Origin of the sequence: Sorangium aterium (genome assembly GCF_028368935.1) — a bacterium.
Taxonomy (GTDB): Bacteria; Myxococcota_A; Polyangia; order Polyangiales; family Polyangiaceae; genus Sorangium; species Sorangium atrum.
On sequence record NZ_JAQNDK010000002.1, the window covers coordinates 1,969,963 to 1,982,785 of the forward strand.

A 12,823-nucleotide genomic window follows, 5' to 3' on the forward strand; every position below is an offset into this window, starting at 1 on the left:
TGCTCTTCGTCGGGGACGCGAGGCCTAGCGCTCGCGCAGCCTGGCCACACGGTCGCGCCAGTGCTGGAGATCGAGCGCGGAGAAGACCGCGGCGGCGCGCGCGATCTGGCGCTCGCGCTCTGGATCGCGGCGCGGGAGGTGCCGCGCGAGCTCGAAGCGGGCGCGCGCCTCCTCGACGGGCAGGCCGCGCTGCAGGGCGTCGTCGATCGCCGCGGCCCAGAGCTGCCTCGCGCGCGCGCGGCCGCCGGCGAGCCACGCGGCGAGGCCGCTCAGGCGGAGCGAGGTCGAGCGGCCGAGGGGGAAGATGCGCGCGTACCGGCCGAGCGCGCGGCACGCCTCCGCGGAGGTGCGCGAGAGCTCGCGCCTCTCCGCCGAGCCGGGGGCGTCCTCGAGCAGCGCGAGCAGCACCTCGCACGTCGCCGCATAGCCGTACAGGCAGTGGTAGCCCGCCGGCTGTCCCTCGCGGAGCATGGGGAGCGTCCGCTCGGCGGCCGCGCGCGCCTCGGCGTTCGCGCCGCGGAGCAGGTGCCCCAGCGCGACCTGGCCGTGCGTGATCTGCTGCGTGCGGTCGCCGAGCCGCTGCACCTCGGCCGACAGCGCGTCGAAGATGGCGATCGCGCCCTCGCCGTCGCCGAGCAGCAGCCGGCACTGCGCGCGGCCGCTCTCCGCCCAGATGTGGCCCTGCGCGTTGTCGCTCTCGCGCGACGCGATCACGAGCGCGCCGTACAGGTCGAGCGCCTCCCTCCAGCGGCCCTCGGAGTACGCCACGCCGGCGAGCAGCGTGATGCACTCCTCCTTGCGGCGGCGGTCGTGCAGCGCCTCGGCCAGCTGCTCGGCCTGGGTGAGCAGCGCCCGCGCGTCGCGGCACCGGCCCTCGCCGAGCGCCGTCAGCCCGCGCAGGCACGAGACGAACGCGACGCCTTGCGGGTCGTCGAGCGCCGCCGCGACCGCCGTCGCGCGCGCGGCGTACGCGTCGACGACGGCCTTCCACGGGACATACCCGAACGCGACGCTCAGGGTCGCGTACCCGCGCGCGAGCGCGAGCGACGGGCCGAGCCGCGCCGCGGCGTTGGTCGCCGCCAGCGCGGCCAGGAAGGCGAGCGTCGGCTCGTTGCGGAACAGGTACGTCTCCGACAGCTTCTCCGCCGCGAGCGACGCCTCGGCGAGGCGCTCGCGCTCGGCCGCGTCGCGCGCGACCGGGGCCGGCAGGCCAGCGACGTGCGCGAGCTGCAGGCCGAGCTGCTTCAGCGAGGCCATCGCCGGGCGGAGCCGCTCTCCGAGGCCCGCGCGACCGCTCGCCGCGCGCTCCCCCGCGCGGAGCCACGCGGCCTCGTCCCGCGAGAGCAGCTCCAGCGCCGCCGCGCAGTGCCGCTCCGCGCCGAGCAGATCGCCGAGGTTGTAGTGCGCCTGGCCGAGCCGCCGCTCCCAGCGCGCACGCCGGAGCGGCGGCGCGCGCTCCTCGGGAGGGTGCGCGCCGTCGAGGTCGAGCGCCCTCTTGTAGAAATCCACCGCGTCGCCGGAGGCGCCCGTCGCGAGGGCCTGGGCGCCCGCCTTGTCGAGGTACTCCAGCGTCTTCTGGACGGCGCCGGCGATGCCGTAGTGGTGGGCGAGGAGCGGGTACGACAGCGCGAGGCCCGGCGCGTCGCGGTGGCGCCGCTCGATCGCGCGCGCCGCGGCGGCGTGCAGGGCCCGCCGCTCCGGCTCGGGGGTGCCCGCGTAGACGATCTCCCGCAGCTTGTCGTGCACGAAGCCGAGCCGCCCCGGCTCGGTCTCCTCGAGCACGTGGCGACGGGCGAGCTCCGCGAGCGCGTCCATGGCGTCGACCTCGGCGAGGCCGGCGGCGCCGAGCAGCAGGCGCTCCTCGAGCTCGCGGCCCAGCACCGAGGCGAGCCGCGCGAGCGCGAGCGCCCCCTGGCTCAGCCCCGACAGCCGGCGCGCCACGAGCTCGCGCAGCGAGCCCGGCAGCGGCAGCGGGGCGGGCGGCTGGCTCCCGCGCGCGGCGCGGGCGAGCCGCTCTGCGGCGGCGCCCTCGGCGCCCGCGCGGATCCGCCACGCGTAGGCCTCGTCCCGGTAGATCACCCGCTCCTGGATCGCGGCGCGGAGGTACTCCGCGATGAAGAACGGGTTCCCCTCGGACTGCTCGAAGAGGTACTGCACGAACGCCTCGGGCGGCTCGTCCAGGGCGAGCATGTCGCGCACCATCCGCCCGACCGACCCGCGATCGAGCCGCCCGAGATCGAGCCGCGAGGCCCAGGGGGCGCCGAGGAGCGAGGAGAGCGCGGGCGACGTCTCCTCGGTCCGGTACGCGCACAGGAGGACCACGGGGTGGGCCGCGAAGTAGTCCGCGTCGAGGTGCTCGAGGACGGCGCGCGAGTTCTCGTCGGCCCACTGGAGGTCGTCGAGCACGAGCAGGACGGGCCGCGTCGCGGCGAACGCGGCGAGCGTGTCGGCGAGCGCGGTCCGCAGCCGGTAGCGGGCCGCGTCCGGCGGCAGCTCGGGGGGCTCCGGGTAGCGGTCGTGGCCGCGGAGCTGGGCGAGCGACGGCTCGTGCGGCGCGAGGACCCTGCCGCGCGGGCCGAGCAGCGCGTCGTAGCCCGTGGGGCCGAGCTCGCTGCACCGGTCGGCCACCGCGAGCAGGAGCGGGCGGAACGGGTGCAGCGGCGCGGCCTTGACCGCGCCCTCGCGCTCGACCTCGGCGGACACGGCCGCGCATGCGCCCGTGACCACGGCCATGCGGATGAGCGCCGCCTGGTGCGCCGCCTCGACGGCGAGGCGCGTCTTGCCCACGCCGCTCTCGCCGCCGACGACGAGGAGGCTGCCCTGGCGCCGCTCGTGGGCGCGCTCGAGCGCCTCGGTGATCTTCTGCAGCGCCTCCCCGCGCCCGGCGAGGCGCGGCCGGTACAGGTACGGCTGCGCCTTCGGCACGCGCACGCGCACATGCGCGCGCTCCCCGCCGGGGGGCGGCGTGTCGGCCGCGCCGAGCTCGGCGAGGGCGGTCGCGACCTCGTCGGCGTAGCCGAGCCGGTCCTCGGGGCGCTTCTTCAGGAGCCGCGCGATGAGGGCGTCGAGCGCGGGAGGCACGTCGGCGACGAGCTCGGAGGCCGGGAGCGGCTCGGCGTAGAGGTGCATGGACAGCACGACGGAGCTCGAGTCGCCGAGGAACGGGACGCCCCCGGTCACGGCCTCGTAGATCATGCAGCCGAGCGCGTAGAGGTCCGCGCGCGCGTCGACGAGGTCCCCGCGGATCTGCTCGGGGGACATGTAGTCGGGGCTGCCCATCAGCCTGCCGCCCGCCTGGAGCACGTCGCGCCCGGTGTTCCCCTCGAACTGGAAAGCGAGGCCGAAGTCGAAGAGCACCGGCGTGCCGTCCGGGCGGATGAACACGTTGTCCGGCTTGAGATCGCGGTGGACGAGGCCCCGGCCGTGGACGTACGCGAGCGGCCGGCAGATCGCGCGGAGGAGCGTCAGCGCCTGGCGGAGCGCGCCGCCCGCCGCGCGGTGGAACGGGCGCGGCGCGAACGGCTGGTACGAGCGCGGGATGATCGAGGCGGGCGCGATCTCCGCCGTCGCGGTGCTGGCCTGCGCGTCCATGGCCGTGGAGACGCTCACGGTCGGCTCGCTGCTCACGCTCCCGCGGGCGCGCCAGCGCTCCTGGTTGTGATCCCGGAGCGTGCGCCCCTCGATCAGCTCCATCGCGTACCACGGGATCCCGCCCTGGACCCCCTCGTCGAGCACCCGCACGACGCCCGGGTGCTCGACGCCCCGGAGCGCGTGGATCTCGCGGCGGATGCTGGAGACGAGGCTCTCGTCGCCCACGCTGACGGTCTTGAGCGCCGCGAGCGCGCCCGTGATGCTGTGCTGGGCGCGGTAAACGATCCCCATCCCGCCGCGGCCGAGCGGCGCGAGCACCCGCCACGGCCCGATGGACACCGGGACATCCGGAGGGTGCCTGGCCTGACCCGAGCTCGGCGTCGTGATCATCGAGGGACCGACGCAGCCTTGGCCCGGGCCTGGATTCGCCCCAGGTGGTAGGTCAAAAGCGGTTTCCCGACATCCACGCTGGAGCTGAGTACATCCACCCGACGGCGCGCGATGATGTCACGGCGCGGTCGACCGTACAACAGGTCTGTGTGGAGGCCAGCTCATCGCACGAACGCCGCGCGGCGGGGCTGTCGCACCGACAGGCGACTACACACGAAGCAGCGGAGCGTGGCTATCGAGGCTCGCGCCGGAGCGGAGGCGCGGCGCGTCCCGAGGCGCCGGCGCGCCGCCGAGGCGCCGTGCGGTCGTCGCGTCGCGCGTCGCGCGTCGCGCGTCGCGCGTGCACGCAGGGAGCGCCGGCGCGCGGGCGCCTCTCTGGACGTTAGCGCCGCGCGAGACGCGGTGAACCCGGGACTCTGCGGAGGCGCGCTCTGCCGCCGCGGTCGTCGCCGCATGTCGAGGCGCGATGTCGAGGCGAGCCTCGCCGCGCGGCGCTCGGGCGGGGACGTCTCGGTCTCTCGCGGCCAGAGGACCGCCGGAGATCGTCTGCTTTCCCCGCTTGGTGGATTCGACATCTCCGATGTCGTTGTCCCGTTTCACCGACCTTCGATCGCGCTGTGCGAGCCCATCGTGCACAGCTGAGCTCGCGGTACACGGTTTGCTCCCGGTGCGCCCACGGCCCGCGCTGGCGGCCGCACTTAGAAAGGGAACCAACGAATGAAGCATTCGACTCATCTCGGGGCCTTGTTGACCGTCCTGTTCCTCGCTGCGTGCGGCGGCGAAGGTGCAGATTCCGCCCCGACGGACAGCGCCGTGAGCTCCAAGCAGCTCAGGGATCTGACGGCCGATGACGTCCAATCCGCCTGCGATTCGCTCGCGGCGAGGGTGAAGCTCTCCAAGGAAGATGCCTGTGAGTACCTGGGCCTCGTCGCGTCGCCCGCCGTCGGGCAGCCGTGCGGCACGGTGAAGGACGAGTGCCTCTCCGCGGCCGACGAGGAGGCTGACGAGCAGGACGACCACGCAGCGGATTGCATGCCTCCGACCGAGCACCGCGCCGGCTGCTCCGCCACGGTGGCCGAGTACGAGGTCTGCTTGCTCGCCCAGACGCAGCGGGTCCGGGCGCTCACGTGCGACTCCGAGCTGAGCTCGCTCGAGGCGGTCCCTCCGGAGTGTGAGGCGGTGGCGCGCAAATGCCCGCAGATCGTGGCAGCGGACGAGGGCGGAGCTCCGGGCGCCGAGAGCCCCTGAACGCGGCGCCGAGGAGCGGGCGGCCACCCATCATGGGCGATCGATCATCGATCATCGCGCGCAACGCGGACGCACGGCTGTCTTCCTGAACGAATCACCGGTAGGCACGACACGGCCGCTTGGCGGCCGTGAGTGCCATTGTCCTACCTGTGTTTCCCTGGATCTTTTGATTCCTGTTGATATTCGTGCTCGTCCGCGCCTTCCAGGGCATCTCGGCGTATGATGGGCTCCGGAGCCGGCGCGTCCGGGGAGGTTCAAGCCTCGGCGTCTCGGCTCAAGCGAAGTCGCGGCTCGCGCCGAGGGTTCGCTGGCACAGAGGAGGATTTCATGAAGATCACCAAGGTTTCCGGAGTGCTCGCCCTGCTGCTGATCGCCGCCGCGGCTGCTTGCGGCAAGGGCGAGCAGCCGGCTGAGGCGAACGCGACGGTCGAGGTGACCGCCACCGCCGAGTCGGCGATGGGCGAAGGCGCCTATGTCGAGGAGCACGAGAGCGGCAAGGCCGCCTTCAACGTCGCTGCCGACGGGAACGTCAAGGCCGCGGTCACGGGTCCGGACGGCAAGCCGATCCGCGAGGACGTCAGCGGCACGCTGGTGTGGAAGGACGCGTCCGGGGAGAAGACCGTGCCGCTCACGCTCGATGCGAAGACCGGTCTCCTCGTCGCCGCCGGCCCCAAGCTCGAGGCGGATCTCACCGAGATCGGCTACACGCTCAACGTCGCCGGCAAGCCGTGGAATGGGACGCTGCACGTCCCCGCCGGCGGCACCGCCGAGCTCTACGCCAACGCGAAGGCGTCGGCGGAGCTCGGGCTGCCGGAGGGCAAGCTCGGCCCGCACGGCGGGCGCGTCGAGATCGTGGGCGACGACCGTCTCGAGCTCCTTGTCGACGAGGTGACCGGCGAGGTCCGCGTCTATGTGCTCGACGCCGACCTGAAGCCCATCGATATCGGCGAGCGCAAGATCACGCTCGGCGTGGTGGCCGAGGCGCCGCAGGTGGTCGTCCTCGCCCCGGCGGTCGCGACAGCGGACGTGGCCGCGACCGCGGCCGCGGGGGTGGCCGCGGGGGCGTACCTGACCGGCAAGCTCGCGCTCGCCGCCGATCCGCTGAAGCTGACCATCGCGGTGCGGAAGGCGGGCCACGCGGCCGTCGGCCTGTGCGGCTACCGGCCCGGGGTGGCGTTCGCCGTCCATGCGCGCGCGCCGCGCGTGAAGGTGCGCGTGAAGACCGACTGGGATGCACACGTCCACGCGCTCGCGAACGCCGACCTGAAGGCGAAGGCCGACATCGACCCGAAGGTCCACGTCCACGCGGGGGCCGGCGCCGCTGCCAGGGCCAACGCGAAGGCCAACGTCAACGTGAAGGCGCCGAGCATCCGCGTGACGCCGCCCAGCGTGAACGTGCAGATCAAGGCGCCGAAGATCTCGATCCCCAAGCCGAGCTTCAAGGCGTCGGCGTCGGCGCACGCGAGCGCGGGCGCGAAGGTGGGGGCGCACTGACGCGCCCCGGCGGGAGGGGTGGGCGGCGCGGGCCGCCCGGCGAGCCCTCCCCCGACCCTCCTCCGAGGCGTCGGAGAGCCTGTCGTTGACGCGGAAGACCTCGGCGAAGCGGCCGCGGCGGACCTCTCCGCCCGCGGGCGCGGTGGCGGCTGTGGTGCTCGATCCGGCGTCGAGCGCCCCGCTCCACCGGCAGGTTTACGAGGCGGTGCGCGGGGCGATTGTCGCCGGGCGGCTGCGGTCCGGGAGCAAGCTGCCGTCGACTCGGGCGCTCGCGGCGCAGCTCAGCCTGTCGCGCAACACGGTGCTCGGCGCGTACGCGCAGCTCCTCTCGGAGGGGTACCTGCGCGGCCGGATCGGCTCCGGGACGTACGTCGCCGACGCGCCGCCGGAGCGCGTCCTGCTCGCCCGGCCGAGCTCCGAGCCGCAGCCAGCGCCCTCGCTGGATGGCGCTTCCCTCTCGCGGCGCGGCGCGCTCGTGGCGGGCGCGGCGTCGCCGTTCCTGCGCGCCACCGCGCCGCGCGGTCCTGCCGGCTGGGCGTTCCAGGTGGGCGTGCCCGCGTTCGACGCCTTCCCTGCCGCCGCCTGGGGCCGGCTGATGAGCCGGCGCTGGGACCGCTCGTGGCAGGCGCTCCTGACGCGCTGCGAGCCGCAGGGATACGCGCCGCTGCGCCGCGCGATCACCGACTACCTCGTCACCGCGAGGGGCGTGCGGTGCACGCCGGACGAGGTCATCGTGGTCAGCGGCGCCCAGCAGGCGATCTCGCTCGTTGCCGAGGTGCTGCTCGATCCCGGCGATCCGGTCTGGGTCGAGGATCCGGGCTACACCGCGGCGCGCAGCGCCCTGATCGCGGCCGGGGCGACGCCGGTGCCGGTCCCGGTGGACAGGGAGGGGCTCGACGTGGCGACGGCCGTCCGGCGATCGAGCTCGGCGCGGCTCGCCGTCGTGACGCCGGCGCACCAGTTCCCACTGGGCGTGACGATGAGCCTCGAGCGCCGGCGCGCGCTCCTCGACTGGGCGAGGTCGTCGAGCGGCTGGGTTTTCGAGGACGACTACGACAGCGAGTTCCGCTACGCGGGCCGGCCGCTCGCCGCCCTTCAGGGCCTGTCGCCGGGCGCGCGGGTGATCTACGCGGGGACATTCAGCAAGGTGCTCTCGCCGTCGCTGCGGCTCGGCTACCTCGTGGTGCCGGAGGGGCTGGTCGACGCGTTCGTCGCGGCCAAGGCGCTGGCCGACGTTTCGTCGCCCTCGCTGGAGCAGGCGGTCGTGGCCGATTTTATGATCGAGGGCCACTTCGCGCGCCACGTGCGCCGCATGCGCGTGCTGTACGAGCGGCGCCAGGCCGCGCTGGTCGCGGCGGCGGAGCGAGAGCTGTCGGGGCTGCTCGAGGTCGGCCCGGCGCCCGCCGGCATGCACCTCCTCGGCTGGCTGCCTACCGGGCGCGCGGACGGCGCTGCGGCTGAGCGCGCGGCGGCGAGCGGCGTGCGGTGCGTCGCGCTGTCCGAGCTTCGCGCGCGCTCCGCCGGACGGGGAGCCCTGCTGCTCGGCTATGCGGCTTTGCCCGAGGACGAGATCGCCGAGGGCGTCCGGCGGCTGAAGGCCGCGCTGCGCCAGCGCTGAGCGCCCCGCACGTGGATCCAGCCGATCGGGACGAAGTGGATCTCGCGCTCGCCCGGCGCGCTGCCTAGAAAGTGCGTTCTGGCTCTACTGCGGGAGGTTGCCCCGGATCAGCAGAAAAACCGCCCAGGCGCCGAGGCCGCCAAGCAACCAGGGGAACGAGAAGGGAATGCCGGGACGGCCCTCCCCCTCTTCTCTTGGCGGCCTCGGCGCCTGGGCGGTTCGCTTCTCAGGGCGACCTCCCGCAGTCGTGCTAGGCGCCCGCGCGCGGGCGGAGGGAAACCACGGAGGATGGACCCATGCAGTCACGCATGAATTACGCGAGCGTCGCCCCCGAGGCGTATCAAGCGATGCTCGGGCTGAGCTCCTACGTCAAGCGCTGCGGGCTGGAGAAGACGCTGATCTCCCTCGTGTTTCTCCGCGCCTCGCAGATCAACGGCTGCGCCTATTGCATCGATCTGCACTGGAAGGAAGCGCGGGCCGCAGGTGAGGACGAGCGGCGGCTCTACATGCTGAGCGCGTGGCGCGAAGCGCCCTGTTACAGCGAGCGCGAGCGGGCCGCCCTCGAGTGGGTCGAGGCGGTGACGCTCGTCGCGGCAGAGCACGTGCCCGATCGCGTCTATGACGCCGTACGCCAGCACTTCTCGGAGCGGGAGATCATGGATCTCACCTGGGCCGTGGTGACGATCAACGCCTGGAACCGCGTGGTGCTCGCCACCCGGGCCGTGCCTGGCTCCCACAGGTCGGAGAAGCGGGAGCAGGCGTGAACCGGCGCGCGGCCGCGCCGCGGCCGCGGGCTCCGTTCGAGCGGCCTGCGCGCCGTCGTCATTCAGCGCCGGCGGCGGATGACAATCTCCCTGTTCCGGACCGGAAGTGCCTCGATGGGGGTGTGCTACCGGTTGGTTGGAGGGGTCGCTCCCGCACGCGCATGAGCCTGAGGAAGAAGCAGTGATGTTTGCTCACCCGGGCAGCGCGCGGTAATCGATCTTCCCCGTCGACGTCCGCGGCAGCTCGTCCATCGCGACGATCTTCTCCGGGACCATGTACGGGGGAAGCCGCTCCGCAAGGTACAGCCTGAGCGAGCGGTCGTCCGCGTCCCCCGCGAGGGCGACGAAGCCGCGCAGCGTCTTGCCGAGGCGCGCGTCCTCCACGGCGATCACCGCGGCCTGGCGCACGGCGGGGTGCGACGCCAGCGCCGCCTCGACCTCGCCCGGCTCGACCCGGTAGCCCCGGATCTTCACCATCCGGTCGATGCGGCCGCGGAAGTAGAAGAGCCCGTCGGCCTTGCGCTCCACCCGGTCGCGGGTCCGGTACGGGCCGCCGTCCATGGTCGTCGGCCCCGAGACCACGAGCTCGCCCGTCCCGGGGCCCTCGATGACCCGGCCGCTCTCGTCGTCCGCGTCCAGCGCGAGCAGCGCGCAGGCGGCGTAGGGGCACGCGACGCCGATCGGGAGCTCGCTCGCCCCGTCGAGCGCCGCGCGATCGACCCGGTGGAACGTGCAGACGTTCGTCTCGGTCGGGCCGTACAGGTTGTAGAGCGTCGCGCCGGGCGCCCGCGCCGCGAGCGCCGCGAGCTCGCGCGGCGGGAAGACCTCGCCGGCGAAGAGGATGGCGCGCACGGGGGGCGAGAGCGCGAAAGCCGGCGCCGGCGCGCCCGCGTCCGCCGCGGGGAGCGCCGCGACGAGCTTCATGAACATCGACGGCACGCCGTAGATGACCGTCGGCGCGAGCGCGCTCACCGCGTCGCGGAGCGCGCGGCCCGAGGCGAGGTCGCGCCGCGCCATCGTCACGAGCGTCGCGCCGGCGCGGAACGTCGCGAGGTGGTCGAACCAGGCGAGATCGAAGATGAGCTCGGCCACGCGGAGGACCCGATCCGCCGGCGTGAGCCCGATGAGGTCGATGCAGAAGGCGGTGAACGCATCGAGCCCGGCCCATGTGATGGGGACCGGCTTCGGCTCGCCCGTGCTGCCCGAGGTGTGCAGGATGCACGCGACGTCCTGCGCTCCGGAGCCGCCGTCGCCGCTGGCCCCGCCGTCGCCGCCCGTGTCGGCGCGCGCCGTCCCGCGCGGCGTGCGCCCCTCGGCGTCGAGCTCCACGCGCGGCAAGCCGCCGCCGAGCTCGGCGTCGATGCCGTCCGCGAGGCCCGCGGCCGCGGCGTCGAGCACGAGCGCCCGGCACCCCCGGGCCCGCGCGATCCGCCCGAGCCGCGCCGGCGGCGCGGTCGCGTCGAGCGGGACCGCCACGGCGCCGGCCGTGAGCACCCCGGCGAGCGCCACCGGCTCGTCGTGCGCCCGGCCCAGCGAGAGCAGCGCCACCCGGTCCCCCGGGCGCACGCCCGCCCCGGCGAGCGCCGCGCCCACGGCCGCCGCGCGCGCCGCGAGCTCGGCGTAAGTCACTGTCGCGGCGCGCGACGCGAGCGCGATGGCGTCGCCGCGGGCGGCCAGGTCCTCGGCGCGCAGGCGGAACGTGCCGGCCACGCGCTCCCCGCTAGCCCTGCGCGGCCGCGATGCGGCCGGCGACGAAGCGCGCCATGCTGTCCACGGTCGACACCGCGTCGAGGTCCACCTCCTCGTCCGGGATCCTCACGCCGAAGCGCTGCTCGATGAACACGAGCACCCGCGTCAGCGACATCGAGTCGAAGCCGGACCCGCCCGCGAAGAGGTCCTCGTCCAGGGCGAGCGGCGCCTTGCGCAGCAGGATCTCCTTGGCGATATGGTCGTGCAGCGCGCGCCGCACCGTGTCGAGATCGTAGGTCACCGCGGTGGTCCCTTTCCGGCCGGAGCCCGGGCGCTCAGCCGATGGCCGGCGTCGCCTTGCGGGCAAGATAGTCGATGAGGTCGATCTTGGACACGACGCCGAGCACCGTCTCCTTGTCGACGACGAGCGCGATCTTCGCGTCGCTCAGGACGCCCTTCAGGAGCTCGACCTTCGTCGCGGGCGTCACGGTCGCATAGTCGCTCTCGACGAGCCCGCCGATGCTCGAGTCGAGCGTGCCGCTCCCCGTCACGAGGTGCCGGAGCAGGTCGATCTCGTGGACCATCCCGCGCAGCTTGCCGTCCTGGGTCACCGGGAGCTGGCTTATCCCGTGCGATTTCATCATGTCGATGACCTCGCGGACCCGCGCGTTCGCGTCGGCGGTGACCACCGCCCCGCTGGGCTTGACGGCGAGCAGGTCGCGCACCGTCCCGAGGCCCTTGTCCTCCTCGAGGAAGCCGTTCTCTCGCATCCAGTCGTCATTGAAGATCTTCGAGATGTACTTGGACGCGCCGTCGGGCAAGAGGACGAGGATGTTCTCCTTCTTCCCGCTCTGCCGCGCATACTTGATCGCGCCGGCCACCGCCGCGCCCCCGGAGCCGCCCACGAAGAGGCCCTCGAGCCGCACGAGGTCCCGCGTCATGAGGAAGCACTCCTTGTCGTCGACCCGGATGATCTCGTCGATGATCTTGAGGTTCATCGTGCTCGGAAAGAAATCCTCGCCGATCCCCTCGACCTTGTAGGCAAACGGCTTCGTGATCCGCTGGGTCTTCACGTAATCGTAATAGAGCGAACCGACCGGGTCGACGCCGACCATCTTGATCTCCGGCTTCCTCTCTTTGAGGAACTTGCCAATGCCGCTCAGGGTGCCCCCTGTCCCCATGCCGGCGACGAAGACGTCGAGCTCGTCGCCGCACTGCGCCCAGATCTCGGGCCCGGTGGACCGGACGTGGGCCTCGGGGTTCGACGGGTTGTGGTACTGGTTCGCGTAGAAGCAGTTCGGCGTCTCGTCGGCGATGCGCTTCGCCACCTGGTAGTAGCTGCGCGGGTCGTCGGGCTCGACGGCGGTGGGACAGACCACGACGCGGGCGCCATAGGCGCGCAGCGTCGCGATCTTCTCCTGCGACATCTTGTCCGGCATGACGAAGACGCACTTGTATCCCCGGATGGCCGCGACCATGGCGAGCGCGGCGCCGGTGTTGCCGCTGGTCGCCTCGACGATCGTCCCGCCGGGCCTGAGCCCGTTCGCCTCGGCGTCGCGGATCATGTTCAGCGCGACCCGATCCTTGTGGCTGCCGCCCGGGTTCAGGTACTCGCACTTCACATAGATGTCGCTCTCCAGCCCCTCCGTGACCCGGTTCAGCTTGACGATCGGCGTATCGCCGACGGCCTTCGTGATATCGCTGCGCGCGCCTCGCATCATGGGGAGACCTCTTAGCCGCCGCGCGCCGAAGCGACAAGCGACAAGGGGAGCACGCGGGCGCGGCGGCGCCGCGAGAGGCGCGCTCGCCGCGGCGCTGGCGAGCGCGCCTGCCGTGACTGCCGGGCTCGGTCGCCGGCCATCCTTCCTATCCTTCGGGAAGGAGCACAAAAGAAATGGTGTTTATGATAGGTCCATATTGACCCTATCCGGCACGTTATCGTTACGGGTTCAAAGGCCCTGACGGCAGCGAGCCATGGCTCTCCCGGGGCGAGCCGCTGGGGCGCGGCGCTGACGGCCTGACGCGGTGA

Annotated in this window: 8 protein-coding genes; 4 read left to right on the forward strand and 4 right to left on the reverse strand. The window is 73.2% G+C overall.

The features are described 5' to 3' along the window. Nucleotides 1–24 precede the first annotated feature (24 nt). Nucleotides 25–3,981: a serine/threonine-protein kinase gene (locus POL72_RS22415; protein ID WP_272097542.1), complete on the reverse strand. Its 3,957-nt coding sequence runs from the start codon at nucleotides 3,979–3,981 to the stop codon at nucleotides 25–27. A gap of 717 nt (nucleotides 3,982–4,698) precedes the next feature. Between POL72_RS22415 and POL72_RS22420 the strand changes: the two genes are divergently transcribed. The 4 genes from POL72_RS22420 (at nucleotide 4,699) to POL72_RS22435 (ending at nucleotide 9,105) form a co-directional block, all read left to right on the forward strand. Then, nucleotides 4,699–5,229 (forward strand): hypothetical protein, encoded by a 531-nt coding sequence (locus POL72_RS22420; RefSeq protein ID WP_272097543.1) that lies wholly within the window; start codon nucleotides 4,699–4,701, stop codon nucleotides 5,227–5,229. A gap of 327 nt (nucleotides 5,230–5,556) precedes the next feature. Continuing rightward, nucleotides 5,557–6,723 carry a hypothetical protein gene (locus POL72_RS22425; protein WP_272097544.1) on the forward strand — a complete coding sequence of 389 codons (1,167 nt, stop codon included), beginning with the start codon at nucleotides 5,557–5,559 and terminating at the stop codon, nucleotides 6,721–6,723. Nucleotides 6,724–6,808: 85 nt separating this feature from the next. Beyond that, nucleotides 6,809–8,341, forward strand: a complete 1,533-nt coding sequence (gene pdxR, locus POL72_RS22430) for a MocR-like pyridoxine biosynthesis transcription factor PdxR (RefSeq protein ID WP_272097545.1) — start codon at nucleotides 6,809–6,811, stop codon at nucleotides 8,339–8,341. Between the two features lie 296 nt (nucleotides 8,342–8,637). Continuing rightward, the gene (locus POL72_RS22435) at nucleotides 8,638–9,105 is read left to right on the forward strand and encodes a carboxymuconolactone decarboxylase family protein (protein WP_272097546.1); all 468 of its coding nucleotides are present in this window, start codon (nucleotides 8,638–8,640) and stop codon (nucleotides 9,103–9,105) included. Nucleotides 9,106–9,297: 192 nt separating this feature from the next. Here POL72_RS22435 and POL72_RS22440 read toward each other — a convergent pair whose 3' ends face one another. Genes POL72_RS22440 through POL72_RS22450 form a run of 3 tightly spaced genes read right to left on the reverse strand, consistent with a single transcriptional unit; the run spans nucleotide 9,298 to nucleotide 12,515 of the window. Beyond that, nucleotides 9,298–10,815, reverse strand: coding sequence for an AMP-binding protein (locus tag POL72_RS22440; protein ID WP_272097547.1), 1,518 nt, complete (start codon nucleotides 10,813–10,815; stop codon nucleotides 9,298–9,300). Nucleotides 10,816–10,825: 10 nt separating this feature from the next. Beyond that, a complete protein-coding gene (locus POL72_RS22445) occupies nucleotides 10,826–11,095 on the reverse strand; it encodes an acyl carrier protein (protein ID WP_272097548.1) in 270 nt (89 codons plus the stop codon). A 34-nt stretch (nucleotides 11,096–11,129) separates the two neighbouring features. Continuing rightward, nucleotides 11,130–12,515, reverse strand: coding sequence for a cystathionine beta-synthase (locus POL72_RS22450; protein WP_272097549.1), 1,386 nt, complete (start codon nucleotides 12,513–12,515; stop codon nucleotides 11,130–11,132). Between the last annotated feature and the right edge of the window lie 308 nt (nucleotides 12,516–12,823).